Genomic DNA, 26,238 nt, shown 5'->3' with positions numbered 1-26,238 from the left:
ACAGCCTTAACTTGCATCCGTCCCCTGGCACACTGGACACCAGTACAACGTCCGCCCCGCCAGATCCTTCTTCAAAATCTTCGTCCCGCACACCCAGCACGGCTTCCCCGCCCGGCGATACACATAGTGCACCTCCTCCTTCAGCGGTTTACCTGTCGAATGGGGCCTGTCCTTCGACCGCGTCGTAACAATCCTGCGGTCCACCATTCCGGCCTTCATCAGGGGAATCGCATCCTTCCACATGGCTTTCAGAGCCGCCGGCGGCACCTCGCGCCCCTCCAGAAACGGGCTCATCCGCGCCCGATACAGCAGCTCCGCTCTATAGATGTTCCCAATCCCCGCAATCACATCCTGCTCCATCAACAGCTGCGCAATCGTCATCTTCGACTTCGCGATCTCCGCAAACGCCGGCGCCGGGTCATCCCCTTCCACCCCGTCGTTCGATAAAGGATCAGGTCCCAACCGCTTCAGCAACTCCGCCCACTTCGCATCGCTCCACAGGCTGCAATCGCTCGGCCCCCGCAGCTCCAGCCAGTCCACATCCTCCGGAGCCACCGGGTTCGACCCATCATCCTCCGAGTACCACCCATGCCGCACGCTGGCCTTCGCCGCATCCGTCCGCGCCTTCGCCCCCACCGGCCACATCCGCAGCCGCAGCGCGCCCTTCGGCTCCGGCAGAGGCATCTGCCCTTCGGTCCAATCGCCATACCGCCCCAGATGCACATGCAGCACGCGGTCTTTCCCAAACACATACCCCAGGTGCTTGCCCTTAGCCCTCACCTCTTCTAGCTTCCGCCCATCCAGAGCATCTGCATCGGCAAACCGCCCCGTCGGCGAGTCCACATGCATCTTCCTCCCTACAAACGCCCGCGTATGCCGCTCCGCCCACCGATGAATCTCATTGCCTTCAGGCATTAGCCCTCATACCTCGCTCTATCACTCTACCCCTCTTGCAACGCGAGGCCCCGTTCAGGGGCCTCGCAGAGGGCATCAAATCCAAACTAGTTCCACATCGTACTCGCCTTGATCGCCTCCACGCTGAACATCTGGTCGGGCTCATTCTGCCGCATCCGCACCGCAAACCGCTCGGCCTCTTCGCGAGACCCGAACAAGCTCCGCTTATAGAGCTTACCGGCGCGCGTCGCATCGCAGCGCCACACCACCTCACCTGCGTACCCGCGAGCTGCCCCGAGGTCCCACTGCACCGCTCCCGGCCATGCCTGGTCACGACCCGTCGCGGTCAACTGAAGATCGTCCTGTTCGTAGTCGTTTCTATCGTCTCTCATGGCCGTCTCCTTCCTTACATTGGACGCATCCTGCGCGCCCTATCGGTTCACTTTTCTTCAACACACATTTGCATAACTTGATGCGTTCCACATCCTGCCCACCGTCATCCACATTATCCAAAAGGTATGCGAGACGAACAGAGGAGGAGCCGAAGCTCCTCCTCGTCTGTACGCACCAACGTCGCCGATGGTTCAGTACCGCTGTGGAACACTCGCAGCTTACTTGTCCGTGTCGACATACTCCGCGTCGATCACGCCTTCGTCCTTCTTCGGCTCTTCGGTCGTCCCCGCGGCGGCAGTTTCGCCGTCTGTGGGAGCGCCCGCCGCAGCCGTCGCCTTGTACAGCGCCTCGGCCAGCTTGTGGCTTGCCGAGGTCAGCTTCTCGCGGGACGCGTTCAGGTCCGCCGCGCTGGCATCGCCTGCGAGCGTCGTCTTCGCCTCGCTCAACGCGCCTTCCACGTCGCCCTTGTCCGCGCCGTCCAGCTTCTCGCCGCCGTCCTTCAGCATCTTCTCCACGTTGTAGACCATCGAGTCGAGCTGGTTCTTCGCCTCGATCTTCTCCTTCGCTTCCTTGTCCTCGGCCGCGTGCGCCTCGGCGTCCTTCGCCATGCGCTCGACCTCTTCCTTACTCAGGCCCGACGAGCTCGTGATAGTGATCTTCGCGTCCTTGCCCGTCGCATTGTCCTTCGCAGAGACGTTCAGGATGCCATTCGCGTCGATATCGAACGTCACCTCAATCTGCGGCACGCCACGCGGAGCCGGCAGGATGCCGCCCAGCTTGAACTTGCCCAGCGTGCGGTTCTGCGCCGCCATCGGACGCTCACCCTGCATCACGTGGACCTCGACCTCGGTCTGGTTATCGGCCGCCGTCGAGAACGTCTCCGACTTCTTCGTCGGGATCGTCGTGTTGCGCGGGATCATCGGCGTCGCCACCGAACCCATCGTCTCGATCGACAGCGTCAGAGGAGTCACATCCAGCAGCAGCAGGTCCTTTACATCGCCCGCCAGCACGCCAGCCTGCACCGCCGCACCAATCGCGACCACCTCATCCGGGTTCACACCCTTATGCGGCTCCTTGCCGAACAGGTCCTTCACCAGCTTCTGGATCGCCGGCATACGCGTCTGTCCACCGACGAGAACAACCTCGTCGATCTTGCTCGCGTCGATACCCGCATCCTTCAGCGCCTGCTTGCTCGGCCCAACCGACTTCTCCAGCAGGTCAGCGACCAACTGCTCCAGCTTGGCGCGGCTCAATGTCCGCACCAGGTGCTTCGGCCCGCTCGCGTCTGCTGTGATAAACGGCAGGTTGATCTCCGTCTCCTGCGCGGTCGAAAGCTCGATCTTGGCGCGCTCCGCAGCATCCTTCAGGCGCTGCAGTGCCATCTCGTTGCCCTTCGAGGTCAGATCAAGACCTGACTCCGACTTGAACTCCGAAATCAACCAGTCCACAATCCGCTGGTCAAGATTGTCGCCGCCCAGGTGCGTATCACCGTTGGTCGACTTCACCTCGATCACGCCATCGCCCACTTCCAGGATCGAGATATCGAACGTGCCGCCGCCGAAGTCATACACGGCAATCGTCTCGTCCTTCTTCTTGTCCAGGCCATAGGCCAGCGCAGCCGCGGTCGGCTCGTTCACAATACGCTTCACATCCAGACCAGCGATCTTGCCGGCATCCTTCGTCGCCTGCCGCTGCGCGTCATTGAAGTACGCCGGAACCGTGATGACAGCCTCCGTCACCGACTGCCCAAGATAGTCCTCAGCAGCCTTCTTCAGCTTCTGCAAAATCATTGCCGAGATCTCAGGAGCCGTGTACTCATGCCCCTGCGCCAACACCGCCACGTTGTCGCCCTTGGCCACAACCTTGTACGGCACCATCTTCATCTCGTCGCCAACCTCATTCAGCCGGCGTCCCATAAACCGCTTGATCGAGTAGATCGTGTTCTCAGGGTTCGTAATCGCCTGGCGCTTGGCCACCTGGCCTACCAGCCGCTCCCCGTTCTTCGTGAACGCCACAATCGACGGCGTCGTGCGGCCGCCCTCTTCATTCGGAATTACCTTCGGCTCGCCGCCTTCCATTACCGCGACACAGCTATTCGTCGTTCCGAGATCAATACCAATAATCTTTCCCATACTCCCTGTCCTCACCTTTTCCGGAAAGCTGCCTCGACGGCGCAACTCCGCAGTCTTCTTCTTTCAGCTTTGACTGGAGATTCCCCTCCAGATATGGCTGACATCGTGCAAATACTCCCTTAGTTTCGCACATGAGTGACTTACTGTCAACTTTGTTGATTCAATTTACCCCTCAGGCCACACTCTATTCTCTGCTCCCCACGCCACGCTCACCATTCAGCCTACGTCGTCTAGCACGGTTCCCGCTCCAGTCGTGAACTGACCCCGCCGGGCTGAAGACCCAGAAGAGGGAAAAGGCCGCGGAAGAGAAGAAGGCCAAAGCCGAAGAAGAGAAGAAAACTCGTGCCAATGCCAAACCAAGGCCGACAAGACACTCGCCTCCCTCTTTCGAGGTGAATTTCTCCACCCAGCGAGTCTCCCTCTCGCCAGCCTGCATCGAACACATATCGCGGCTTCTACCGCCATCTCACCCCTACGGAGCTTCCTCTGGCCGCAGCGACTGCCACCGCGCCCCCCGACCAATCGGCGTCTGCAGCGCAGGGCATCAACCCCTGGCTCATCGCCGCGGCGGTAATGCTTGCGACCTTCATGGAGGTCCTCGATACCTCCATTGCCTCCGTAGCCCTCCCCTACATCGCTGGCTCCCTCTCGGCCTCTAATGACGAGGCCACCTGGGTCCTCACCAGCTACCTTGTCTCCAACGCCATCATCCTTCCGGCATCGAACTGGTTCTCCCTCAAGTTCGGCCGTAAACGCTTCCTCATGGCCTGCGTGGCCATCTTTACGGTCGCCAGCTTCGCCTGCGGAGCCGCACCCACCCTTGGGCTCCTTCTACTCTTCCGCGTCGTCCAGGGAGCAGGCGGCGGCGCGCTCCAGCCGCTCTCCCAGGCCATCCTGCTTGAGAGCTTCCCACCCGCCAAGCGTGGCGCAGCCATGGCCGTCTTCGCCCTCGGTGTCGTCGTCGCCCCGGTGCTCGGTCCCACGCTCGGCGGCTGGCTCACCGACACCTACTCCTGGCGCTATGCCTTCTACATCAACATCCCCATCGGCATCCTTGCCCTGTACATGATCAACACGTACATCAAGGACCCCTCCTACATCAAGAACGCCAAGGTGCCGCGCTTCGACAACCTCGGCTTCGGCGCTCTCGTCGTCTGGACAGGCTGCCTGCAGGTCATCCTCGACAAGGGCCAGGAGGTCGACTGGTTCGGTGCCGTCTGGATTCGCTGGGCCGCCTTCGCGCTCGCCCTCTCCTTCGGCATCTTCCTCTGGCAGTCCATCTGGGGCAAGGACCCCCTCGTCAACCTACGCGTCTTCAAGGACCGCAACTTCGCCGTCGGCTGCCTGCTTATCTTCATGTTCGGAGTCAGTATCTACTCCACCGTCACCGTTCTCCCGCTCTTCTACCAGGAGCTCCTCGGCTACACCGCCTTCACCGCGGGCCTTGTCGTCGCGCCCCGCGGAATCGGCGCCATCTGCGGCATGCCGATCATCGGCTACCTTTCCAACAAGGTCGATCCTCGTTACCTGCTCACCTTCGGCTTCGCCGTCTTCGGCATGACGACCTACTACTTCGGCTCCGTCACGCTGGGCATCTCTCCCAACACGCTCTTCCTGCCCATCCTCATCACCGGTTTCGGCCTCAGCTTCGTCTTCGTGCCCATCAGCACAGCCTCCTACGGCACCCTCAAGAACGAGCAGATCGGCAACGCCAGCGGCATCTTCAATCTCATGCGCAACGTCGGCGGCAGCATCGGCATCTCCATCGCTACCACGCTGCTGGCCCGCCGCGCCGACGTCCATCAGAACGAGATCCTCAGCTCCTCCCCCGGCTACGTCGCCGGACAGGGCGGTGCCGGCGGAGCAGGTATCGCGCAGCACGGCCTGCAAAACGCGCTCGCCGGCTTCTTCGGCCAGAACAACACCCTCGCTCCCGCACAAGCCAGCCTCTACCAGCAGCTCATCCGCCAGGCCACCAACTGGGCCTTCGTCGACGTCTTCCGCTGGCTCTCGCTTCTCTGCGTCCTCTGCGTCTGTTTCGTCTGGCTGCTCAAGAAGGTCAAGCCCGGCAAGCCCCCCGCCGGGGCGCACTAAAGCCCCGGAAACCCTCGCCCACGCCACAGATGTGCCATCTCGACCGAAGCATCGCAGTCTTATCGCGATGCGTAGCGGAGAGACCTGCATCTACCGCAGCGAGAGCCGAAGGCGTGAGCGTAGCCACCGTCAAGCCTTCACTTCTTCTCTTCATCCGTAGCCTTACCATCCCCGCCCTTTCCATCCGAGGGCTTCCCTTCCACAATCGGAGGCACCGGCATATCGGCCGTCAGCATCGGCGTCCGCTTATGCCACTCCGTCGCCTGCTGATACGCATACGCCAGCGCCAGCACACGCCCTTCCTGAAAGTGCGGTGCCGCGATCATCATCCCAATCGGCAGCCCGCTCTTCGAAAACCCACACGGTAGCGAGATCGTCGGTATCCCGTACACATCGAACGGCGCCGTATTCGTACACGCCGACGTCCCATTAAACCAGTCATAGATCTTCTTGTTCGCCTCCGTCCCCGCGCTCTCCAGCGCCAGCGACTCGTTGATCTTCGGCGGCATATTCCGGATCGTCGGCACCACCACCACATCGAAGTCCTTGAACACACCGTCGATCGTCCGCCGCATCACTGCCAGCCGCTCCCGAGCCCGCGCATCGTCTGCAGCCGTTGGCCCCTTCGACCCCGGCGGGGGATTCATCAGTCGCTCGAACCGCGCCTGGTCCGGCTTCATGTACAGCAGCCCATACTTCCGTATCAGGTCTTCGTGATACGCCGCGGCGTCGCCCAAATCACGGCTCACCAGGCTGAACTCCATCAGCGGCTCCTCGGACGTCACCCCCTTCGTCATCTTCGTCAGCACCGCCAGCGCAGCCTGGATCGCCTCATTCACCTCCGGCTCCACGTGGTCATAAAACGATGCAGGCGTCCCGATCCGCAGCTCTCCAATCGGAGTCTCCTTCATCGCCTTCACATAGTCCACCGGCTGGCTCTCCACGCTGTAGATGTCCCCCGCGTCATAGCCCGCCATCGGCCCCAGCATCAACGCAACATCCTCCACCGTCCGCGCCATCGGCCCGCAATGGTCCAGGTCCGCCGCGCAAGGAATAATCCCCTTGATCGACACCAGCCCCACCGTCGGCTTCAGCCCCACAATCCCGCACCACGCCGAAGGCACACGGATGCTCCCGCCCGTGTCCGTCCCCAGCGCACCATAGCAAAGGTCTGACCGTACCGCCGCGCCCGACCCCGCCGACGACCCACCCGTCACCCGGTCCAGTTCCCAGGGGTTCCGCGTCGGCCCGAAGTACGACACGTCTCCCGTGCACCCAATCGCAAACTCATGCAGGTTCAGCTTGCCCAGGATGATCGCGCCCGCCGCCTTCAACTTCGTCACAATCGTGGCGTCCTCGGTCGGCACGCGGTCCTTGAACATCGGGCTCGCCGCCGTTGTCCGCGTTCCGGCGGTATCGATGTTGTCCTTCAGCGCAATCGGAATCCCATGCAGCGGCCCGCGAAACTTTCCTGCCTTCTGCTCTTCATCCAGCACCCTGGCCTGCGCCAGCGCCTCCGTGCGCATTACTGTCACATAGGCATTCACCTTAGGATTGATGGCCATGATCCGCGCCAGCAGCGCCTCCACCAGCTGCGTCGAGGTCACACTCTTCGAGCGGATCATCCCCGAAACCTCAGTCAGCGTCTTTCCTGTCAGAGCATCGTTCGCACCCGGAACATCGGCCATCAGCGGCCACGCCTGCAACAACCCCTCGGCCACCACCGCACTGCCACAAAGCTTCGCAAATCCACGTCGGCTTAATCTCATTCGCATCGCTCCTCACGCACTTACTTCGCGCTTCGCAAATCGAACGACACCAAACCACACGGAGCCAGTAGCAAAAAACGCCTGCTCGACCGCGCGGAACCTCGGGCCATCTTTAGAGCGTTGCTGTAGTGCTGTGTTCCGTCAGCCTAACGGTAAGCGCCTTCATCCGCAAGAGGGACAACTACGCAGACGCGGTGCATACAACTGCCCTCTACAGCTTCAGGTCCATGAACACATCCGCACGCGCGTAGTCCATTGGCGGCAGCTCCGCCTCCGGCACATGCCGAAACCCCACCGACTCATAAAGGTGCACAGCGTTCTTCAGCTTCGAGTTGCTGCCCAGGAACAACGACTTCGCCCCCATCTCCCGCGCCTCCGCAAGGCAACGCAGCAGCAGTTGCCGTCCGATGCCCTTCCCCTGCGCCCGCGGACTCACCGCCATCTTCGACAGCTCAAACACCTCTTCACCCATCGGGATCAAAGCGACGCACCCCACCTCTTCGCCATCGATCCGCGCCAGGAACACCCGGCCACCCTTTGCCAGGATCTTCTCCTCGGGATTGTTGAGCACCTCGCGGTCCTTCGGCTCTAACGCAAAGAACTTCGTAATCCACTCTTCGTTCAGCACGCGAAACGCCGTCATGTCATCGCCGCGCCCCGCGCTGCGAATCGTCACAGCGCCGACCCCTCCGGCAGTCTTCAACGTCGCAATCTCCTGTCCCTCACAAACCGTTGCCATCGTTGGAATCTCCATGACCCAAGTCTGTGCTCTGCACTTCCATCTGTCCAATATCTTATTCAACTCAATTATGATTTTCAGGATATGGATCGCGACATCGAACTTCGCCATCTGCGCTACTTCATCGCCGTCGCGGAAGAGCTCCACTTCGGCCGCGCAGCCATACGTCTGCATCTCGCCCAGCCGCCCCTGTCGCAGCAGATCCGCCGCCTTGAAGAGCTCCTCGGATACCCTCTCTTCATCCGCACGTCACGCTCGGTCCGCCTCACACAGGCTGGCGAGGTCTATCTTGAACGCGCCCGCCGTCTCCTTCTCTCCGCACAACGCGACCTCGACGAAGCACGCGCCATAGCCAAAGGCGAAGTCGGCTCATTGCATCTCGGCTTCGTCGGCTCAGCGGTCCTCACCTCACTGCCCGCCATTCTGCGTGCCTACCGCGAACGCTTCCCCAACGTCGAGCTCCATCTCAACGAATCCTTCAGCTCCCGCGTTCTCGAAGGCCTTCAATCAGGCAATCTCGATGTCGGCATTCTTCGCGATGCCGATACCGCCGACGCAATCCACGTCGAGCCGCTCTTCTCCGAAGCCTTCGTCGCCGTTGTGCCGGCGCACCACCCACTCGCCTCGCGCCGCTCCATCACTCCCGCTGCTCTGCGCGACGAGCCCTTCATCTTCTACCCGCGTTCCGCCGGCAGTCGCGCCTACGAAAAGCCCCTGTCCCTCTGCGAAGCCCACGGCTTTCGCCCACGCATCGTGCAGGAGGCCACACACTGGCTCACCATCCTCCGCCTCGTCGGCGCGGGCATCGGGGTCTCCATCGCGCCGGTCTGCGTCACACAAATCGACTCCGCCGAAAGCGTCTGCATCCCCTTCCGCGGCGTCGACGTCCGCAGCCAGGTCGAACTCGCCTGGCGCGCGGACTCCAATCGCTCCATGATTCACCGCTTCGCAGAAGTCGCCCGTTCGGTGCAGAGCACATCCAAACAAAGCAAATCGGCCAGCCACAAATAGCGGCCAGCCGATGCCTTTCTCTACACTCTACGGTCTACTCTCTAATGTCTGCCTCTACTGGTTCACGCCGCTAGCCAGGAACCCGCCATCCACAACGATGATCTCGCCCGTCACGAACGAGCTCGCATCCGAAGCCAGGAAGATCGCCGCACCGACGTTCTCTTCTGTCTTGCCAAACCGCTTCATCGGCGTCCGCATCTTCAACTCAGCGCCGCGCGGGCTCTCATCCAGCAGCTTCTGGTTCAGCGCCGTGCGAAACACACCCGGCGCAATCGCATTCACCGTGATCCCCTTGTCGCTCCACTCCACGGCCAGCGACCGCGTCAGTGCACCCACTGCCGCCTTCGACGCCGCATACGCCGTCACTTCCTTCAGGCTCACAAACGTATTCAGGCTGGCGATGTTCACAATCTTGCCATAGCCGCGCTCCAGCATATGCTTGCCAAAGATCTGGCACGACCGCAGCGTTCCGGTCACGTTCGTGTCCATGATCGAGTTCCACTCATCTTCCGGAAAGTCCACCGTCGGCGCGCGCTTGATCTTGCCCGCGCTGTTCACCAGGATGTCCACCTTGCCGAACGCCTTCACTGTCTCGTCGCACAGGTGCTGCAGGCTCGCGCGATCAGCTACATCGCTCGCCAGCCGCAACGTCTTCACCCCACGCGCCTCAATCTCCTTGGCGGTATCGTCCACCTGTTCCTGCCGACGGCTCGTCGCCACCACATCCGCACCGCTATCAGCCAGCCCCAGCGCAATCGCCAGCCCAATGCCTGAGGTTCCACCCACCACAACCGCCGTCTTGCCCGTCAAATCAAACAACTTCGATGCCATCGTCTCTCCTAACAATTCCTACTTGATCTGCTCCAGAATCTCGCTGACGACCTCTTCCGGAGATTTGTCATTCGCAATGCACAACGCATCCTTGGGCTTCTCCAGCGTCGCCAGCTGGCTTTCCAGAAGCTTCGGGTTCATGTACTCGTGGTGCCGCTGTGCCAGCCGCTCGGCAATCAGTTCCTTCGACCCATCCAGCAGCACAAACTTCACCGTGCCGATAGCCATCCCGCTGCTCAGGGTCTCGCGATACTTTTCCTTCAGCGCCGAGCACGCCAGCACACCGCCGGTCTCGCTCTCATGCCAGCCACGCAGCAACGCATTCAGCGTCTCCAGCCACGGCTGCCGGTCTTCATCATTCAGCGGATGCCCCGCCGCCATCTTGGCCTTGTTGGCCTCCGGATGGTAGTCGTCCGCATCCGCAAACACCGTGCCCATCCGCTCCGCCAGCAGCGTACCAATGGTAGTCTTGCCCGATCCGCTGACGCCCATCAAAACAACGATCATCCCAACTCCGAACGAAATCGACTCCACCACCATAACAGCCTGAAACCACTGGGCGCGAGCCGCAGCCCGCGCCCTCTTTTCCTCTGCGCAACCTCGGCAACCTCTGCCGACTCTGCGTTCTGTCCTACTGTCCCAGGAAGATCGGCTTGATGTGCCGGTCGAACAGGTTCGTCGTCACATTCTTCGCCACGATCTCTTCATTCGCCTCGAGCGCCTTCAGGTACTTGTCGCCCATCTTGGCCGCCACCTTGAACCCCACATGCAGCAACTGCCGGAAGCTCGGGTTGTATGCAGGGTTCTTCTGATCATGCCGCAGAGCGTCGGTATACTGCTCACTCGTCCAGCCGTTCACTTCCTCCACACTCGGCAGCTTCGCATAATCAATGTCGATCACCGTCGCATACGGCTTGCAAAGCTCCTCGGCATGCGCGAACGCCTCGGCATACACTTCCTTCGCGATAACCAGCCCCTCACCGCCAGCCTCAGCCAGTCCGATCAGTTCCTCCAGCCAGGTCGTACCGGCCGTCTTCACATGCACACCTGCATCGAACTTCAGCACCGCATCATGGATCACCTTATAGATCGAAAACTTGTCCGACCCCGAGTGCACGCTCAGTTTCAGGTTCTCCGGCAGCCCATAGCGCTTCACTGCAAACGCAATCGCCGCCAGGTCTTCCTCGAACTCCTTGGTAAACTGCGCCACATCGCCCACATAGTCCACGCCCTTGTTGAAGCGCCCCGTAAACTTCGGCGCAATCGTCTGGATCGGGATCTTCTCATCCGCAATCGCCGCCAGGATAATCAGCAGTTCAACCGGCGTCTGCGGCGCATCGGTCTCGTCCATCGAGATCTCCGGAACGAACTTACCCTCGCCCTTCACCTCGACTAGGTGCCGATAGATCTTCCCGGCATCCTGCACCGCCGCCAAAAACTTGTTCGCGACACCCTTAACAAACGCCACATCCGTCTTGAACGGCGCAGCAATCCGCGGAATCGACACCTCGCCAATCAGCTCCGGATGCCGCGCCACAAACGCGTCCACATCCGTCGGCGCTGCAGCTTTGCCGATCTCTTCGGCCACATCCAGCGTAAAGAAGTCGCCCGGTTCCACAAAGCGGTCCACCGTCTTCAGCGTGATGTGATCGGCGTCCACAAAGTACGGCTTCTTCCAGCCGAGTTCCTTCACCGCCGCATCCGCGGCCTTGCGCGTCTGGCTTGGCTCCGTACCGATGATCGTGTGCTCGCGGTTCGACTTGTTCCACACCGGAATCACCTCGACACCAGCCTCCGCAGCCTTGATGCACGCCGCCAACTGCGCCTTCGCCTGATGCGCAAACCGGTCACCCACACCCACCGAAAACCTCGGCAGCTTCAATCCTTCAGCCATCTCTATCCACTCCTGAAATCACTACATACAGCAGGCGGCGCCCCCTGACTGCGAGCGCGGCTGCACATTACCGCCCTCAAGCATACCCCCATCCAGTCTGACCGCGCAAATAGAACGTCAGACAAGATTGGCGCCCCTGGCTCCGTACATTTCCCTACTCCTTGAACCGTCCCTCATACGCCCACAACCCGAGCCCAGGGTTCGAGATATAGAAGATCTCCTCACCATCCACCACATTCCACCCATCGGAAAGCTTCGCCGGATCATACTTCGCGGTGTACTCGGCCAGGTCGCCATACTCGAAGTGGACGCCCTCGATCTCCTCCCGCGTCAGGTGCCCCGGACAGTACCGGATCGTAAACCTTCCCTCGCTCGATCCATGGATCAAATGCGCCGCCGCTGAAAGGTTCCCCGCAAGCTCCGGATCGCTCTTCACATACTCCAGCGTCTTGGGCGTGCCGCAGTACCCATACCGCCGGATAAGCTTATCGATCGTCTTGTCCTCACCAAACTCACGCACCCCCGGAGCCAGCACAATCAACTCGGCATCATCCGCCAGCGCCATCCGTGTCCGGTACACGCTCTTGTTCCCCAGCCACGTCGAGTGGAACTCATGCGGATCGAGATACACCACCGCCTTCTTCATTTCGCGGTCCATCATCAGGAAGTTGCACTGCAAACTCAGCGCCGCGGCCTTCTCAAAGCACTCCGTATCATCGCCGATGTACAACCCGCGCATCACCAGCTCGCCCTTATCGTTCTTGTTCACGACGGTCTGCACATAGACGATCTGCGGCAGCTTGTCCCCAAAATGCTCGCTCGCATAGTTCAGCACCCGCCGCACCGGAGTATCCGCACGCCCCATCATGCGCTCCATCCCATACACCGCACCCAGAAAGTGCGAGCGATGAATCCCCATCACACCGCCGGTTCCAATAAAGATATTCTTGTTCCCATTGGCCATGCCGACAACCTCATGCGGCACCACCTGCCCAATGCTCAAAATCAAATCATGACCGCCATCCCGCAGCAGCTTGTTCACCTGCGCCGGCCAAGTGTAGTCGAGCTTCCCCTCGCTCACCTCCAGCATGAACTCGCTCGGAATCTCACCCAGCGTCACAATGTCATCGCGCCAGTTATGCACGCGAAATAGATCGCGCGGCGTCTTCCCAAACATCGTCGCAATCTGGTGGTCTGGCATCGCCGTATGCGTACCCAGCGCCGGCAGCACATCCACCAGCCTATCGCCGTAGTACTCCCACGCCATCTCGGTCAGCACGCCGCTCTGCGAGTGGAACCGCGTAAAGTCCGGCGGCACCGCAAGCACCCGCTTGCGCTCACCCAGCTTACCCAGCGCTTCAAACAACCCCGCCTTCATCTCGGCGAGAGACATCTCAGTAGTCGGCGATCCTGCTGCAAAAAATAAACTCATACATCCTCTCAATACCCACTATTCGGCGTTATACGCCGCAATCATTGATTCCTTGGCTCTTTCAAAATCGGCTTGATCGGCAATCCGAATCTGAACATTCCCTGTTCCGAAGTGGCCGATCTCTCGTACATCTCGAATGAATCCATCTTCTAAGCTTACGGAGTCAATATTGACCTTAAGCCCGAGTACTATCTCATTCCCAGCTGAATGAATCTCCATCGTCGCAAAATTGCGAAAACGCCGAAAAGCTTTGTAGTGCTTCAACTGCTTTACCTGCACGTCGTCGCCAAGACTTTTAATGAATTGCTCCACATCACCATAAAGCGCCTGTAGCTGCGGAGAACTTTTAGAGAATGCCTCGAAAAACCCTCTTTGGCCTGGAGTTAGTCGATGTGCGCTGGAATCTGCTTTAAACTCAGGATTCTGAACAGTCGGAGTGCCTTCTGTTGCCGACCAGGTACCATTCGTCAACTCAAGGAGAAGCATGTCATCACCGTATCTCCTGTAGCGAATTAGATCGATACCTCGCGCGATTTGCTGGACAGCATGTTCGTCATAACGGGTGAAGTCACTCGCAATACATATGAGCCGAGGACCACTCCAATCGATTCGCTCGGCTTCCTGAGCGCCAAGCTTCTTGGTTACAAGTAGCTGAAACTCAGCTTGATGATCCATCAGCCAATCTAGGTAAAAGAGCCCTTGATTGATGACATTCTCGTCAACTCTTCGTTTGTATTCCACGATGACAGGTAAGTTATCTTCATCTAGCCCTAAAGAATCGATCCTGCCGCCATGCACTCTTCCTGTCGAGTATTCAGAGTCTAAAAAACGAACGCCAAGCATCACTTCAAGATTTTTTTCGATTAATGATTGCAAGGAGCGCTCGACAGCAACCGAACGGCTACGCAGTTCAACCGCAATATCGCCATCAGTTGTGAAAAGCTTTAGATCGGGCAAGGCAACCTCTTTCCGCGTCCTCTAGTAAGGTTACAAGGCTTCTTCACAACACAGACAGTCTGATTCATATTGGTTCACTTTCTCAACTTTCTCAATTGTGTGCAGACAGCTCCTTGACATACATCAATCAACCCTTCCATCATCAACCTATGAGCATCGCCGTCGATCTCAATCCGGACATCCTCAGCAAGTTGGAGGAAGAGTCGCGCCGCTCAGGCGAGACTATCGACGCAATCGCAAACCGCTTGCTCCGTAAGTACTTTGCCATCGACGATCCACGAAACAGAACTGCTGTGGGCGAATCGTTTGCTCTCGAAACACCCGAAAAGTGGAAGGGGCTTACTCCGAAGGAGATCGACTACCAGATGGAGATTGAAGCCTACGAGGACAAGCGTGATCGCGCCCGACACGAATCTGCTGCTGTACGCCCATAACTACAATTCCCCCTTCTATTCTGAGGCGCGCGCCTATTGGCAAGATGCTTTGCATGGAGTCGAATCCATCGGTATACCCGTGATTTGCCTGCACGCGTTCATCCGCATCTCAACCGGCGCAGCCTTTGGCGCATCCCGTCTCAGTATTCAGCAGGCTATTGCTTTCGCGGACGGTTGGCTTAAATACCCGCACGTTCAAGTCCTTTACCCAGGTCGCGACCACTGGGGCATCCTCCAGAAGCTCGCTGTCCAGGCCAATGCGCTCGGCCAGATATTCACTGACGCGGCCATCGCCGCTATAGCCATCGAACACAACGCCGTCGTACACACCAACGACAGCGACTTTGCGCGCTTCTCAGACCTCCGCTGGCATAATCCCTTCCAACCTTGATCCACCTTGCCCACGCGATGCGCACACTCCTCACACTCCTCGCCGCACTTCTGTTCACCGGGATTGCCCAAGCCCAAACTTGGCACCTCGTCTGGTCTGACGAGTTCAACGGCCCCGCCAACTCCCTCCCTTCAGCCACCGACTGGGACTTCGAACGCGGCTGGGGACCGCAGGGCAACCACGAGATCGAGTGGTACTGCCAGCCCCACGAACACGAAGGCCCCTGCGACGACCGCCAGCCCAACGCCTTCCTCGACGGCCAGGGCCACCTCGTCCTCCACGCCATCCACCACAACCAGCTCTGGAGCTCCGCCCGCCTCAACACCCAGGGCAAACACACGCTCCTCTACGGCCGCGTCGAAGCTCGCCTGCGCATGGAACCAGGCGCCGGTTTCTGGCCCGCCTTCTGGCTCCTCGGCGACAACATCGACAAAGTAGGCTGGCCCACCAGCGGCGAGCAGGACATCATGGAGTGGGTCCAGAAGTACGGCCCGAACACCACCTCATCCACCCTCCACGGCCCCGGCTACAGCGGCGGCAAAGGCATCAGCCACACCTACACCTTTCCCGCCGTCAACGGTGTAGCCGGTCGCATCGACGACGGCAACTTCCACACCTACGGCATGACCTGGTCCAAAGACCGCATGGAGTTCTACCGCGATGACCCCGCCAAACCCTACGCAGTCATCACACCCGCGGATCTCCCACCCGGCACCCACTGGGTCTACAACCATCCCTTTTTCGTGATCCTGAACTTCGCCGTCGGCGAGGCCGGTTTCGCAGGAACTGTCGACGCCACCACGCCGCCCACCGGCAGAATGTGGGTCGACTACGTCCGCTTCTATCAACTCCAATGAATCTGGAGCCATGCGTCGGCAGCATCGCGGCCCGTTTCTACCACCCAAAATCTGTCAAGCCTATGATCTTCTAAATGACTCACTATAAACCACTTAGAACGAACGAAACACCCGTCTCAAACCGCTACAATAGAACTAGGCGAGCTACGGGCACATCTGCAAAAACCCTCAGCGGATAGGAGGGGGATCAGACCTTAACAAGTCCGCTCCTAACTCCAATCCGCTGAGGGCTTTGAATCAAAAAGTACCCGGGGGGAGGGGTGGGGGGTTACAGCTTGTACGCCTTCCGCACCAATCCAACCGTCAGGTCATGCGCCAGTTCGACCGCCTCATCCTCATCCAGCCGGTGCTCCGCAACCAGCCGTCCCAGGAACGCACAGTCGACACGACGCGCCACATCATGCCGCGCCGGGATGGACAGGAACGCCCGCGTATCGTCGTTGAACCCGACCGTGTTGTAGAACCCAGCCGTCTCCGTCGCCGTCTCCCGGAACCGCATCATCCCCTCCGGCGAGTCATGGAACCACCACGGCGGCCCCAGCCTCAGGCAGGGGTAGTGCCCCGCCAGCGGCGCCAGCTCCCGCGAGAACGTCGACTCATCCAGCGTGAACAGAATGAAGATGAAGTTGGGCTCATTGCCATACTTGTTCAGCAGCGGCCGCAGCGAACGCACATACTCGGTAGGCGAAGGAATGTCCGCTCCCTTATCGCGCCCGAACTTCTCATACACCTTCTGGTTGTGGTTCCGGATCGACCCTGGATGCAGCTGCATCGTCAGCCCATCTTCCACGCTCATGCCCGCAAGCTCGGTAAGCATCTGCGCCTGGAACAGCTCGATGTCACCAGGACGCGTCTTGCCCGTGTAGATGCGCTCATACAACGCCGCAGCCTCATTGAACGGCAGATCCGCTGTCATCGCAGTCAGGTGCCCATGGTCCGTCGCCGTCGCGCCATGCTCAATGAAGTACTTCCGCCGGTTACGCAGCGCATCCAGATACCCCTTCCAACTGGAGACATCCTCATTGGTCAGCTCACCCAACTTCCGGATGTTGTCATGGAACCCGATGTACTCCGCATCTACCACCGAATCCGGACGGAACGTCGGCAGCACACGCCCCGTCCACCCCGACGCCTTGATCTTCTCGTGCTGCTCCAACGTATCGATCGCAGTATCTGTCGTCGAGAGGACCTCGATATTGAACTTTTCAAAGAGAGTCCGCGGCAGAAACTCCGGCGTCTGCAACTCCTTGTCGATCGTCTCGTAGTACTCGTCGGCATTGTGCTCGCTCAGCCGCTCCTTCAGGCCAAACTGGTTCTCAAAGGCATAGTCGAGCCACAACCGCGTCGGAGTACCGCGAAACAGATAATAGTGCCTAGCGAAGATACGCCACGCCTCACGCGGGTCCACCAGCGCCGGGTTCGGATCCGGGTACGCTCCCTGCTGCGGCACTCCCAACGACTCCAGGCTCACGCCCTGCGAGTACAGCATCCGGAAGACATAGTGATCCGGCTGCAGAAACAGCGCCGTAGGATTTGGGAACGGCTTGTTGTCAGCGAACCACTGCGGGTCAGTGTGACCGTGTGGGCTGATGATGGGGAGGTCGCGAACGATGTCGTATAGCTTCACAGCGACTGCGCGCGCTGCACTCTCTGCGGGGAACAACCGATTTCCGTTCAACATCAAACTTTCTCCACTTTCGTCACAAGCTTACCGCAGCAGCGTATCAAAGTTCTCCTTACACTGTCAGACAGGTTCTTGTTGTTTTGCCAACGTGCGGAATGTTTGTACGAACCTCGCGAAGCTGGTCTACTGAACTTCTGAGGAACATTGACCTCACTACCCTATCGCGGTTCACGCTGCAGGAGTTGAACGTTTTGTCCGAAAGTCTCATTGCCGCACCCGTCCTGACAACTGCAGAGTTCCATAGTCGCGTCCACGCGCTGCGTCCACAGATCGCTGTCTTCGATTGCGATGGGACACTCTGGTCGGGAGATGCCGGCTCGAGTTTTATGCGCTGGACGATGCAGAACGGGCTGCTGGCCCCGGCACAGGTCGAGTGGATGGAAGGACGCTATCAGGGCTACAAGCAGGGCCAGGTCTCGGAGTTGGCGATCTGTGGCGAGATGGTTCAGGTGTATCGTGGCATCGCAGTCGAGACCTTGCGGCAAGCTGCGGCAGAGTTCTTCCGGACACATATCGAACCCAACATCTTTCCGGAGATGCAGGAGTTGGTAGCGACGCTCCAGGCGTCTGGGGCTGAGATATGGGCAGTGAGCTCCACCAATGACTGGGTGATCGAAGAAGGTGTAACGCGATTCAATATCTCCGCGAACCGCGTACTCTCCGCACGGGTGGTGGCTAAGGATGGCATAGCCACGGATACGCTAATCGACGTTCCTACGGATGAAGGCAAGGTGACGGCACTGCATGGGGCGGGGGTCACTGCACCAGACGCGGTGTTCGGGAACTCGGTGCATGATGCGGCGATGCTTGCTATCGCCCGTGGAGCGTTCCCGGTCAATCCATCGGTGGAGCTGTTACGGCGCAGCAGGACCGAAGGATGGGCGGTTTACTATCCGGCGACGGTTGCGCCGTAAGGGGCTATTTCCACGGCACGAACCCACTCTGCAACGGGACCCGCACCAAACCACCGCTCACGAACGTCTACACTGAGCAGGGAGAACCGTGAAGGAGCCCATTCGTAAGCTCACAGGACGACGCCCCGCAGTTGCCCTACGGCCGCTGCGCAGGGTTGTGGCTGCGCTTATCCTGCGCGGCGAAGGCGAGGCGCGGGAGGTGTTTATCTGCCAGCGGCGGCCCGACCAACCCATGGGGCTGAAGTGGGAGTTCCCAGGCGGCAAGATCGAGCCGGGTGAGACGCCGGAGCAGGCGCTGGTCCGGGAGTTGACCGAAGAGCTTGGCATTGTGGCGACGATTGGACCGCGGATCACGACTATCCGGCACAACTACCGTAATGGCGGCGCGATCGAGATAGCCTTCTTTACCGTGCGCGAGTACCAGGGTGAGATGACGAACAATATCTTCCAGCAGATGCTTTGGACGCCTGTGCCTCGGCTGCCTGATTACGACTTCCTGGCTGCGGACCTGACCTTGATCCGCGATCTTGCGGATGGGAAGCTGATTTAGCGATTGGAGGGATACCCCTCCCCCCTCCCTATGTAGTTGAGGCATCTAGCAGAATCAGTCACTTACGGGGTGATCCCGGGGTTAAGCAACTGATTCTATAGCCGTTTATGCGTATGATATGGGAAAGATTGAGGTTAGCGGAGGCTGCTTCCGTAGACGGTGCTACGAGGGGTTTTGCTGATCGGTTCCCGGCAGTTGTCCCTATTTCCATGATAGCGGTTTGAGAACTGTCCTTTATTAGAGGCTATCGCTATTTATTTGTTGGGCTTACGGGGAAACTGGGGTTGACAGGGCGTGTTTGCCCGCAAATTTGCAAGAGATTTTTGCAAGCTCTGCGGTTATGCGAGGCGGCTGGCCCAATGAGCTGAGGGACGTGGGCCAGGGGTTTGTTCGAGGGTGGCTAGCTGGACGGCGAAGTTGCCGACGGTGGAGCACTCGGTACCCACCCGGTGGACTTCGAGGCCGGTCGCTTGTTCAGTCAGGCGGTTGAGGAAGGCGTTCTGACTACCGCCGCCCATGATGTGGATGCGACGCAGCGGTTTGCCGGTGATGGCTGCCACGCTGGCGAGCACCTGCGCGTAGCGCGCGGCAAGGGAGTGGAAGAGGAAGGCGGCCATTGCGGGGGCGTCGTTGGGATGAGTGCTGAGCTCGGGCAGGTTGCGACGGTGGAGCTGCGCATTGATGCGCTGCGGCATGCGACCACTGAGGAGCAAATCAGGGTCGTCAACGTCGAGCGTATAGGTGGGCACAGGAGCCTTGCTGGCGGCCTCGACGAGCTCGGTGATCTCAAGATGCGCGCCTTCGGCGGTCCAGGTCTCCATGCACTGGCGGAGGAGCCACATGCCATTGACGTTCTTGTGGAAGCAGATGGTGCCATCGGCGCCGATGAGGTTAGTGAAGTTCTCATCGCGGGCGCGCTGGGAGTTGTTGGGCTGCGGGAGCAGCGTGCCGACGAGCGACCAGGTGCCGGAGCTGATGTAGGCCCAGTCGTCGGCGGCGTCGGGGATGGCGGCGATGGCGGAGGCTGTGTCGTGGCAGCAGGGTGCGATCAGGCGGGTGTTTTGGAAGGCCGGTAGAGCGGCGAGCGGGCCGGTGAGCGGGCCGACATCGGTGCCGGGGTTCACCAGCTCAGGCATTGCCGATGCGGGGATGTCGAGCTCGTGAACGATCTCGTCGCACCACTCGCCAGGCGATTGCTCGGTGGGCATGCTGAGGATCTGGGTGTGGCTGGCGAGAGTGCGTTCGGAGACGGGACGCGCGCCGAGGGAGTAGAGGATGTACTCGGGCAGGTTGAGCCAGGGGAGCGAACGGACGCTCGCATCGTCTGCGAAGAGCTGGTAGGCCGTGTTGATGCGCAGGAGGCCGATGCCGGTGAGCTCACGCATGCGCTGCGGGCTGATGCGGTCGTTGAGGGACTCTTCGGCAGTGACGGTGCGCTCGTCGCGGTAGCAGAAGGGTTCAGATACGGGCTTACCATTGCTGTCGAGGCGGACGTAGTCGACGCCCCATCCGTCGACTGCAATGGAGCGGATCCCTTCGGTGGCGATGGTTGCGCATTTGCGGAGGCCTTCGTCGAGACCGGTAAGGATGCCTTCGAGGTTCCAGTGGAGGCCGTCGGCGGTTTCTGTGGCGCCGTTGGGGAAGCGGTGAACGAGCTCGATATGCGGCTCGCTGTTCTTCCAGCGGAGGAGGGAGACGCGGCAGGATTCGGCGCCTAAGTCGATGGCGACTAGGGCTCGGAGGTCGATGGGTTGGGGTGCAGTGGCGCTCATCATGCTATGACCAAACGTACCTCAGCGGTTAAACCGGCCTTCTGCTTTGCTTTTGTGGCACGGCTGAAGCCATGCCCCTTCGATTGTCACGCTCCATGTAAAGCAACAAAGGCAAAAGCAAACTGGAGGGCTAAAGCCCTCACTCTTTGATGGGCCTATGAGACCCGAGGCTAAAGCCTCGGGGTACCTGATTTGTGGCCGATCCAGAAAGGCAAAAGCGTTCATACAGAGGGTGCAAAGGAAGAGCCCGCAGAGGACGCAAAGGAAAACAAGCAACACCAAGACAGAAGCAGATTCCCTGCGGGAATGACAAAGAAGAAATGAAAAGGCACCGCTTCGATACATGCGAGAGCGGTGCCTTGTTGGTTAGCGGAGGTAGGCTTCGACGAGGCCGCCGTCGACCGGGACGAGGTGGCCGGTGGTGACGGGTGCCTTGGGGCCACCGATGAAGAGGATCGCTTCGGCACAGTCTTTGGGGTCGATGGGGACGTGCGTGAGGGTGCGTTTGGCGTAGAACTTCGCGAGGAGGTTGCGGAGTTCATCGTCGCTCGCAGACTCCTCGAAGGCGATGTTGTACTTCGTCAGAGAGGCCTTGACGCGGTCGCGCGGGAACATGGTGGAACCCTTGACGACTGTAGCCGGGCTGATGCCGTTGACGCGCAGCAGAGGCGAGTAGGTGACGGCGAGCTCGCGGACGAGGTGCGAGAGCGCGGCCTTGGAGACGTCATACGCCTCGCTGCCACGTTTGGCGACGACGGCGTTGGCAGAGCTGGTGAGGACGACGCTGCCGGAGATTCCCTGCGCCTTGAAGACGGATGAGGCTTCGTCAGTGAGCAGGTAGTTGGCGGTGACGTTGATCTCCAGCGTGATGCCCCACTGCGCATCGGTGATGATGCCGTCGGGCGAAGACGGGAAGATGGCTGCGGTGTTAATGAGGAGGTCTACGCCGCCGAAGGCTGCGATGGTGGCGTTGAGCGCCTGCTTGATCGCGTCGCGCTTGCGGATGTCGATGACCGTGGCGATCGCGCACTCCTTGCCACCGATGGCCTTGCACTCATCGGCGACCTTCTGTGCGGCTTCGAGCGAAAGGTCGGCGACGACGATGTGCGCGCCGCGCTCGGTGGCGAGTAGAGCGGTCTCGCGGCCGATGCCGCTGGCTCCGCCGACGATGAGAGCGATGCGGCGGGAGAGCTCCTTCTCGGGCGGCTGGCGGCGAATCTTCGCCTCTTCAAGTGCCCAGTACTCGATGCGGAAGGCTTCGCTGGGTGGGAGTGCGACGTAGTTCTGGTGCGTTGTGAAGGCTTCAGTCTTTGCGGCAGGACCAGCCTGCGGAAGCACCGCGGGACAGTTATCCTCGTCCATGTGGCCGGCGCCTTCCATGACGTGGATGGCGTTGGTGTAGAACTCGCCGGTGATGCGGGACTCGGTTTTGTTCTTGCCGAAGCTGAACATGCCGATGCCGGGGATGAGGACGACGGTGGGGCTGGCGTCGCGCATGGCGGGCGAGTCGGGCAGGGCGTGGGCCTTGTAGTAGTCGGCGTACTCGGCGCGGTAGGTTTCGAGGGCCTGGTCGATCAGAGGCTCGATGCCTGCTGGATCAGTCTTGGGGTCCCAGTTGACGAAGAGCGGGCGGATCTTGGTGCGGATGAAGTGGTCGGGGCAGCTGGTGCCGAGGTGCGCGAGCTTTTCCGCTGAGTGCGAGTTCACGAAGGCAAGGACGTCAGGGGCATCCGTGAAGCTGCCGATGACGCGCTGCTTTGCGGAGACTCGGCCACGGATGACGGGCATGATCTTCGTGGCGAGGGCCTGGCGGTCGTCGTGCGAAGCGTGCTTTGCGCCGCCGAAGCTCGTGGACTTCTTCTCCGCGTGCTGCGCGATGAACTGACCGATCTGGTCAATGATCGTGATGGTGTTGAGGTAGCTTTCGCGCTGCGTGTTGCCCCATGTGAAGAGGCCGTGGCCGCCGAGGACGACGCCGTCGCAGCCAGGGACCGCGGCGACGGCATCGCGCAGCATCAGTGCGAGCTCGAAGCCGGGGCGCTGCCAGGGGACCCAGACGATCTTGTGGCCGAACTGCTGATTGAACTCCTCCATTTTTTGCTTGCCGTTGGCCGAGGCCGCGAGAGCGATGCCCCAGTCGGGGTGGAGGTGGTCGACGTGCGGGAACGGGAGGAAGCCGTGGAGTGGCGTGTCGATGGACGCTGCGACGGGGTTGTTGCCGAAGGTGCAGAGCGGATACATCGAGACGATCTCGTCTTCACGGGCTACACCCTGATAACTGTTTGCGAGGGCGAGGACCTTATCGAGATAGAGCGTGGCGAAGCCGGAGCGCTTGATGCTGCCGAGATCGCCGCCAGAGCCCTTGACCCAGAGAACCTTCTTCGTCTGGCCGTCGAGGGGGTCGACTTCGTCGATCTTGGAGCTGGTGTTGCCGCCACCGAAGTTGGTGAGGCGGAGATCGGAACCGAGCAGGTTGGAGCGATAGCGGAGGAGTTCGGGGGCGTCGAGCTTGGAGGCAACGGCCTCATCCCAGCGGTCTTCGAGGAAGCGGAGCTTGCTAGCGGTAGTCATAGAGATGCCTGTGTGGTTTCCTGTGGGTTCGTCCTCGACGGGTCGTCGGCGGCGTATTGATGATCCCACACATTATACCAATAGGACAACTATTCCTATAGAGACATCCATCACTGAAAAATGTCCTGCAAGGAAAAACCTCGGCTAGCGTGCCAAGGCCCTTTGTGTTGATTTCTTTCCGCTCGCGCGCTTCTTTGGAGGCGCGGCGCGGGGTGGCGCTTCCGATGAAGCCGACGAGGAAAAGTGAGAAGGTGACAGCAAGAGAGCCTCCAGCGCGCGCGAGGCGAGGTCCGGCGTGACGGCGCGGTGCTCGACGTAGTTGTAAGGCGGAACGGTCTCACTACGCAGCAGCGAGAGGCCGAGGTCGATGAGGCGTGGGCCGTAAAGCTGAACCTCATGCGAGATGGAACCGATGGCGGGACTGTTCGATCGCTGCATCTCACGGAGCATCTCCTCGACGCAATCCTGGCCGACGACGGCGACGTGCTTTTCACGGCCCAGCTCGCGGACAGCGGCGATGGCGCCCATCGCGCTGGTGTCGTTGGCAGCTGCAACGAGGATGTGCTTATCCTTAGGATGACGGTTGAGGAAGTCGAGGATGACTTTGTAACTCTTGTCGCGCATGCCGCGGCCGTCGATGCGGACGAAGGACTCGACAGGGAGGTTCGGCAGACGCGCCTTGACGCCCTGGAAGGCGCCGGTGATACGACTCTGGACGAGCTGGCCGGCCTCTTCGATGTCTAGCCCGACCATCCAGTCCATCTTGCCCTCCCAGTAGTTGAGGGAGTAGTCGGCGAGCAGGCCGCCGGCTTCGAGGCCCGCGCGATAGTTGTCGACGCCGATGAACGTGGCGCGGGGATGGGGGATGTCAACGGCGATGAGCGGGATGCCGGCTTCGGCGATCTTGTCGGCGATGATGGGGGCGATGTGCTCGTCGACCTGGAACTCGATGATGACGTCGACACGCTCGCGGATGAAGGTCTCGGCGTTCTCGATAGCCACCTGCGGGTCGTAGTGGTTATCGAGGACGACGAGATCGACACCGACAGCAGCAGCAGCCTGGCGCAGACTGGCGGTCATGGCCTCGGAGAACGGCATCTCCGCGCTTTGACCGCCAAAGCCAAAGCGGAGCTTGCGCGGGCGAGCGATGTGGCGATACTGGCGGTCAGCCCCCTGCCCCACATAGCCGCGGTGGACCAACGTCTTGAGGATGCGATAGACGGTGGTCTTGGAGATGCGGGTCCGCTTATGGATGCTCTCGAGGACCATGGGCTGATTTTCCGTCTGCAGCAGCTCAAGGATGTCGAGCGCCTTGGTCAGGACAGGGATCAGGTAAAGGCGGCGGGCCTTTGTCTTTCCGGGCATGTTTCCCTCATCGCGAGCAACGACGGGCGGAGTGGATGTGGCTGGCTAACAAACCTGGACCAACGCAACACTCAGGCGGCGTTTCCCTAATGGATTCCTACTGGAGGAAGCATACCATTGAGGAAGTGCAAGCGCCTACAGATGAGCAGCTTTCGCGATGAGCGAACAGCATAGGCAGACAATTATTTTCGACTATTGGAGGCTCAGGCGTAGGAACTCTGGCCTACAGAGTTTTTTGCCGCACGGGCCGCTGCTATCTGTTCGACGTAACCGCTGGACCTGAGAGCGGCAAGGGGATCGACAGGCAGACCGCGCTGCTCACGCCACTGCTGCACAATGGGCCGAACGTCAGTCCAGAAAGCGCCACGAAAGAGTTCCTCAGCTGCAACGAGCTGGCAACTGTCCTGCAGAACGGCGAGCTCAGCCTGATCGACGAGGGCGGCTCGGGCGTAGAGTTCCTGCGCCGTCACGACGGTCTGGATCATCGCCTCCATCTTGCCCTTGAGGTTGTGGCTCTGATCGATCATGTAGGCCGGAGCGGTGAAGGCACTGTTGCTCTCTTGCGCGGCGTGGATCTCATGGAAGATACGGAAGACCTGATAGGGGTCGATGGACCCGAGCGTCAGGTCATCATCGGCGTACTTGCGATCGTTGAAGTGGAAGCCACCGAGGACATCGAGCGCAATAAGCCACGAGACGATCTGTTCGATGTTGGTGCCCTGATAGTGATGGCCGGTATCGACCAGCACGCGGGCCTGGGGGCCAGCAGCTCGACAGAGCTCAAGGGACATGCCCCAGTCGGCGATATCCGTGTGATAAAAAGCAGGCTCAAAGGGCTTGTATTCGATGAGCAGAGTCTGGCCGGGAGCGAGGGCCTCATGGGCGGCGGCGAAGGCCTCCTTCATCCAGCCGATGCGGCGCGAGATGCTCTGCGTGCCGGGGTAGTTGGAGCCGTCGGCGACCCAGACGGAGACCTCGGCAGAGCCGACGGCCTTGCCGATGGCGACCGAGTCAAGCAGGTGCTGCGTGGCTTTCTTGCGGACCTCAGCGGAGGGATTGCAGATGGAGCCGAACTTGTACTCGGGTTCCTGAAAGAGATTGGGATTGATCGAGCCTGCACGGACGCCATACTGCTTGGCAAGCGATTGAATCTTCTCAGCATCCGCAACACCATTTGGCATATCCCAAAGGACATGCAGTGCCAGCGTGGGAGTGACGCCGGTGAGGCGATTGACCTCACCCGCGTCGGCAAACTTCTCTTCAAGGTTGGTAGCGGCGGCAGGCTGTGAAAACTTGCCGAAGCGCGTGCCTGTATTGGCAAATCCCCAGGAGGGGATCTCAATGGCGAAGGCGTCGAGGGCTTTGTGAATGCGGGATTGCGCAGCGTTGGAGATGGAATTAGTCGACATGAAGAGCACCTCGAACCGGAGCGGCGCGGCGGCCGCGAAGTTTCATAGAGGACTTATACTATGTATTGAAACTTTCCTGCGCAAGTGAGGAAAACAATGAGCAGCTAGAAAGCTGTCCATACGGGTTCGGCGGTGGACGTCCAAT

Annotated in this window: 22 protein-coding genes; 7 read left to right on the top strand and 15 right to left on the bottom strand. The window is 60.2% G+C overall.

Going from position 1 to position 26,238, the window contains the following annotated elements:
- Positions 1-6 precede the first annotated feature (6 nt).
- The 3 genes from GOB94_RS13760 to dnaK form a co-directional block, all read right to left on the bottom strand.
- Positions 7-915, bottom strand: coding sequence for a DNA-formamidopyrimidine glycosylase family protein (locus tag GOB94_RS13760; RefSeq protein ID WP_182276447.1), 909 nt, complete (start codon positions 913-915; stop codon positions 7-9).
- A gap of 86 nt (positions 916-1,001) precedes the next feature.
- The gene (locus tag GOB94_RS13755) at positions 1,002-1,286 is read right to left on the bottom strand and encodes a hypothetical protein (protein ID WP_182278697.1); all 285 of its coding nucleotides are present in this window, start codon (positions 1,284-1,286) and stop codon (positions 1,002-1,004) included.
- Positions 1,287-1,505: 219 nt separating this feature from the next.
- Entirely contained in the window at positions 1,506-3,419 is a 1,914-nt protein-coding gene (gene dnaK, locus GOB94_RS13750) for a molecular chaperone DnaK (RefSeq protein ID WP_182276446.1), read from the bottom strand.
- A 486-nt stretch (positions 3,420-3,905) separates the two neighbouring features.
- Between dnaK and GOB94_RS13745 the strand changes: the two genes are divergently transcribed.
- On the top strand, positions 3,906-5,513 hold the full coding sequence (locus tag GOB94_RS13745) for a DHA2 family efflux MFS transporter permease subunit (RefSeq protein WP_255484430.1): 1,608 nt from the start codon (positions 3,906-3,908) through the stop codon (positions 5,511-5,513).
- Between the two features lie 137 nt (positions 5,514-5,650).
- Here the strand turns inward: GOB94_RS13745 and GOB94_RS13740 are convergent, their stop codons facing one another.
- Positions 5,651-7,282 (bottom strand): amidase, encoded by a 1,632-nt coding sequence (locus tag GOB94_RS13740; protein WP_182276444.1) that lies wholly within the window; start codon positions 7,280-7,282, stop codon positions 5,651-5,653.
- A gap of 211 nt (positions 7,283-7,493) precedes the next feature.
- The gene (locus GOB94_RS13735) at positions 7,494-8,021 is read right to left on the bottom strand and encodes a GNAT family N-acetyltransferase (protein ID WP_182276443.1); all 528 of its coding nucleotides are present in this window, start codon (positions 8,019-8,021) and stop codon (positions 7,494-7,496) included.
- A gap of 84 nt (positions 8,022-8,105) precedes the next feature.
- Between GOB94_RS13735 and GOB94_RS13730 the strand changes: the two genes are divergently transcribed.
- Entirely contained in the window at positions 8,106-9,032 is a 927-nt protein-coding gene (locus tag GOB94_RS13730; RefSeq protein WP_182276442.1) for a LysR substrate-binding domain-containing protein, read from the top strand.
- 54 nt (positions 9,033-9,086) lie between these two features.
- Here GOB94_RS13730 and GOB94_RS13725 read toward each other — a convergent pair whose 3' ends face one another.
- The 5 genes from GOB94_RS13725 to GOB94_RS13705 form a co-directional block, all read right to left on the bottom strand.
- Positions 9,087-9,863: a glucose 1-dehydrogenase gene (locus tag GOB94_RS13725; protein WP_182276441.1), complete on the bottom strand. Its 777-nt coding sequence runs from the start codon at positions 9,861-9,863 to the stop codon at positions 9,087-9,089.
- A gap of 18 nt (positions 9,864-9,881) precedes the next feature.
- A complete protein-coding gene (locus tag GOB94_RS13720; RefSeq protein ID WP_182276440.1) occupies positions 9,882-10,370 on the bottom strand; it encodes a gluconokinase in 489 nt (162 codons plus the stop codon).
- Between the two features lie 124 nt (positions 10,371-10,494).
- Entirely contained in the window at positions 10,495-11,757 is a 1,263-nt protein-coding gene (locus tag GOB94_RS13715; RefSeq protein ID WP_182276439.1) for a tagaturonate epimerase family protein, read from the bottom strand.
- A 154-nt stretch (positions 11,758-11,911) separates the two neighbouring features.
- Positions 11,912-13,189 carry a lactate racemase domain-containing protein gene (locus GOB94_RS13710; protein WP_182276438.1) on the bottom strand — a complete coding sequence of 426 codons (1,278 nt, stop codon included), beginning with the start codon at positions 13,187-13,189 and terminating at the stop codon, positions 11,912-11,914.
- 18 nt (positions 13,190-13,207) lie between these two features.
- On the bottom strand, positions 13,208-14,146 hold the full coding sequence (locus tag GOB94_RS13705) for a DUF5655 domain-containing protein (protein ID WP_182276437.1): 939 nt from the start codon (positions 14,144-14,146) through the stop codon (positions 13,208-13,210).
- 149 nt (positions 14,147-14,295) lie between these two features.
- Between GOB94_RS13705 and GOB94_RS13700 the strand changes: the two genes are divergently transcribed.
- From GOB94_RS13700 to GOB94_RS13690, 3 genes are read left to right on the top strand one after another with little or no spacing between them, the layout of a single operon-like run.
- Entirely contained in the window at positions 14,296-14,580 is a 285-nt protein-coding gene (locus GOB94_RS13700) for a hypothetical protein (protein WP_182276436.1), read from the top strand.
- The gene (locus GOB94_RS13695; protein WP_182276435.1) at positions 14,540-14,971 is read left to right on the top strand and encodes a TA system VapC family ribonuclease toxin; all 432 of its coding nucleotides are present in this window, start codon (positions 14,540-14,542) and stop codon (positions 14,969-14,971) included. The genes GOB94_RS13700 and GOB94_RS13695 overlap by 41 nt, the downstream gene beginning before the upstream one ends.
- A gap of 17 nt (positions 14,972-14,988) precedes the next feature.
- Entirely contained in the window at positions 14,989-15,828 is an 840-nt protein-coding gene (locus GOB94_RS13690) for a glycoside hydrolase family 16 protein (RefSeq protein WP_220464931.1), read from the top strand.
- A 268-nt stretch (positions 15,829-16,096) separates the two neighbouring features.
- On the opposite strand, the gene uxaC is transcribed toward GOB94_RS13690, so the two are convergent.
- Positions 16,097-17,509: a glucuronate isomerase gene (uxaC, locus tag GOB94_RS13685; RefSeq protein WP_182276433.1), complete on the bottom strand. Its 1,413-nt coding sequence runs from the start codon at positions 17,507-17,509 to the stop codon at positions 16,097-16,099.
- A gap of 194 nt (positions 17,510-17,703) precedes the next feature.
- Between uxaC and GOB94_RS13680 the strand changes: the two genes are divergently transcribed.
- On the top strand, positions 17,704-18,426 hold the full coding sequence (locus tag GOB94_RS13680; RefSeq protein ID WP_255483973.1) for a haloacid dehalogenase-like hydrolase: 723 nt from the start codon (positions 17,704-17,706) through the stop codon (positions 18,424-18,426).
- 88 nt (positions 18,427-18,514) lie between these two features.
- Positions 18,515-18,976: a (deoxy)nucleoside triphosphate pyrophosphohydrolase gene (locus GOB94_RS13675; protein WP_182276431.1), complete on the top strand. Its 462-nt coding sequence runs from the start codon at positions 18,515-18,517 to the stop codon at positions 18,974-18,976.
- A 338-nt stretch (positions 18,977-19,314) separates the two neighbouring features.
- Here GOB94_RS13675 and GOB94_RS13670 read toward each other — a convergent pair whose 3' ends face one another.
- The 4 genes from GOB94_RS13670 to GOB94_RS13655 all read right to left on the bottom strand — a co-directional run bounded on the left by GOB94_RS13670 (position 19,315) and on the right by GOB94_RS13655 (position 26,093).
- The gene (locus GOB94_RS13670; protein ID WP_255483972.1) at positions 19,315-20,751 is read right to left on the bottom strand and encodes an FGGY-family carbohydrate kinase; all 1,437 of its coding nucleotides are present in this window, start codon (positions 20,749-20,751) and stop codon (positions 19,315-19,317) included.
- A 363-nt stretch (positions 20,752-21,114) separates the two neighbouring features.
- Positions 21,115-23,319, bottom strand: a complete 2,205-nt coding sequence (locus tag GOB94_RS13665; protein ID WP_182276430.1) for a bifunctional rhamnulose-1-phosphate aldolase/short-chain dehydrogenase — start codon at positions 23,317-23,319, stop codon at positions 21,115-21,117.
- 144 nt (positions 23,320-23,463) lie between these two features.
- Positions 23,464-24,684, bottom strand: coding sequence for a substrate-binding domain-containing protein (locus GOB94_RS13660; protein WP_182276429.1), 1,221 nt, complete (start codon positions 24,682-24,684; stop codon positions 23,464-23,466).
- A 203-nt stretch (positions 24,685-24,887) separates the two neighbouring features.
- Entirely contained in the window at positions 24,888-26,093 is a 1,206-nt protein-coding gene (locus GOB94_RS13655; RefSeq protein ID WP_182276428.1) for a TIM barrel protein, read from the bottom strand.
- Between the last annotated feature and the right edge of the window lie 145 nt (positions 26,094-26,238).

It is taken from the genome of Granulicella sp. 5B5 (assembly GCF_014083945.1).
Classification (GTDB): domain Bacteria; phylum Acidobacteriota; class Terriglobia; order Terriglobales; family Acidobacteriaceae; genus Granulicella.
This window is presented reverse-complemented; position numbering and strand designations above follow the sequence as displayed.

Coding starts and splice junctions, on each gene's coding strand:
- GOB94_RS13760 (WP_182276447.1), bottom strand. CDS start 915: ATGCCTGAAGGCAATGAGATTCATCGGTGGGCGGAGCGGCATACGCGG.
- GOB94_RS13755 (WP_182278697.1), bottom strand. CDS start 1,286: ATGAGAGACGATAGAAACGACTACGAACAGGACGATCTTCAGTTGACC.
- dnaK (WP_182276446.1), bottom strand. CDS start 3,419: ATGGGAAAGATTATTGGTATTGATCTCGGAACGACGAATAGCTGTGTC.
- GOB94_RS13740 (WP_182276444.1), bottom strand. CDS start 7,282: ATGAGATTAAGCCGACGTGGATTTGCGAAGCTTTGTGGCAGTGCGGTG.
- GOB94_RS13735 (WP_182276443.1), bottom strand. CDS start 8,021: ATGGCAACGGTTTGTGAGGGACAGGAGATTGCGACGTTGAAGACTGCC.
- GOB94_RS13730 (WP_182276442.1), top strand. CDS start 8,106: ATGGATCGCGACATCGAACTTCGCCATCTGCGCTACTTCATCGCCGTC.
- GOB94_RS13725 (WP_182276441.1), bottom strand. CDS start 9,863: ATGGCATCGAAGTTGTTTGATTTGACGGGCAAGACGGCGGTTGTGGTG.
- GOB94_RS13720 (WP_182276440.1), bottom strand. CDS start 10,370: ATGATCGTTGTTTTGATGGGCGTCAGCGGATCGGGCAAGACTACCATT.
- GOB94_RS13715 (WP_182276439.1), bottom strand. CDS start 11,757: ATGGCTGAAGGATTGAAGCTGCCGAGGTTTTCGGTGGGTGTGGGTGAC.
- GOB94_RS13710 (WP_182276438.1), bottom strand. CDS start 13,189: ATGAGTTTATTTTTTGCAGCAGGATCGCCGACTACTGAGATGTCTCTC.
- GOB94_RS13700 (WP_182276436.1), top strand. CDS start 14,296: ATGAGCATCGCCGTCGATCTCAATCCGGACATCCTCAGCAAGTTGGAG.
- GOB94_RS13690 (WP_220464931.1), top strand. CDS start 14,989: ATGCGCACACTCCTCACACTCCTCGCCGCACTTCTGTTCACCGGGATT.
- uxaC (WP_182276433.1), bottom strand. CDS start 17,509: ATGTTGAACGGAAATCGGTTGTTCCCCGCAGAGAGTGCAGCGCGCGCA.
- GOB94_RS13670 (WP_255483972.1), bottom strand. CDS start 20,751: ATGATGAGCGCCACTGCACCCCAACCCATCGACCTCCGAGCCCTAGTC.
- GOB94_RS13665 (WP_182276430.1), bottom strand. CDS start 23,319: ATGACTACCGCTAGCAAGCTCCGCTTCCTCGAAGACCGCTGGGATGAG.
- GOB94_RS13660 (WP_182276429.1), bottom strand. CDS start 24,684: ATGCCCGGAAAGACAAAGGCCCGCCGCCTTTACCTGATCCCTGTCCTG.
- GOB94_RS13655 (WP_182276428.1), bottom strand. CDS start 26,093: ATGTCGACTAATTCCATCTCCAACGCTGCGCAATCCCGCATTCACAAA.